We start from the raw sequence: 1347 nt of genomic DNA on the forward strand, positions 1-1347 counted from the left end.
AGCCTTTTTATCTGGGCTATCAAGCCTTGGATGACCGACCGTTGCAGCAAATTTATGGGTCAATGATTTGTCAGTTAATGTGGAGTCGTTATCCCCAAGGTTGCCTACCTATTGAGCTTCCCAAATTAGCAGCCAACGAAAAAATTAGGGTGGGTTTTGTTTCCAGATTTTTTAGCAAACATTCTATCTGGAAAATTCCGTATAGGGGCTGGGTAGAAAACTTGGATAGAAGCGAGTTTGAATTATTTGGATATCACACAGGATCAAAACGGGATGGGGAGACTACCAAAGCAGCGAAAGCGTTTGATAAATTTACTCAAGGTCCGTTGCTGCTTGAACAATGGTGTGAGGTGATTAGGCAAGACAAGTTACACATCCTGATTTTTGCAGAATTAATGATGGACTCAATAACTGTTCAGCTGGGTTGCTTAAGACTTGCCCCGATTCAAATTGGGTCGTCTTTGGGACATTATGTGACCAGTGGTTTACCGACGATTGACTACTTCTTGAGCAGTGACTTAATGGAGCCAGAAAATGGACAAGACCACTACACAGAGAAGTTAGTTAGGTTACCAAATCTTGCGTTCCATTACACACCTGTTGAAATTCAACCTAAAGCCATAACCAAAAAGGATATAGGCATCCAAGATGATGAAATCATGTTCTGGTGTTGCCAATCCTTATTCAAGTATTTACCGCAACATGATGATATCTTCCCCCGCATTGCTCAGGAGTTAGCTGCTGCGAAATTTGTATTTCTTGGCAATGTCAGTGAACGGGTGACTGAAGTCTTCCGTCAGCGGTTAAGCCGTGCTTTTGAGCAATTCGGACTTAATTATCAAAACCACTGTATATTTTTACCTCATAGTTGGGATTCCCAGAGTTTTGCTGGTACTACAGCCATTGCAGATGTCTTCCTAGATAGCATCGGTTGCTCTGGAGGTAATACGAGCATCGAAGCTATAGGGTATAACCTTCCAGTGGTGACCTTAGCAGGAGAATTGATGCGGGGGCGGGTTACAATGGCCTTCCTCAAAATGATGGGCATCTCAGAGACAATCGCTCAGAGTAAAGAAGAATATGTACAGATGGCTGTGCGTCTGGGGCAAGATGCTCAATATCGTCAACACATCTCCCAACAAATTGCCCAGAAAAAGCACCAATTATATGGCGACTTAAAACCTGTCAGAGCTTTGGAGGATTTTATCTTAAAGCTGGTCAACAAACCCAGAAGATTTGGCGCAAGAGAAGTAACCGAAACTCTGCAATTGGCAGTTCAACATCAACGAGAAAATCGCTATGCGGATGCTGAACAACTCTATCGTCAAGTGCTGGAAAAACAACCCA

Annotated in this window: 1 pseudogene; it reads left to right on the top strand. The window is 43.1% G+C overall.

The window, feature by feature from the left end:
• Nucleotides 1-1347: pseudogene (locus ACE1CM_RS29205) on the top strand (glycosyl transferase family 2); the annotation flags it as partial.

Origin of the sequence: Microseira sp. BLCC-F43 (assembly GCF_041929235.1) — a bacterium.
Taxonomy (GTDB): Bacteria; Cyanobacteriota; Cyanobacteriia; order Cyanobacteriales; family Aerosakkonemataceae; genus Microseira.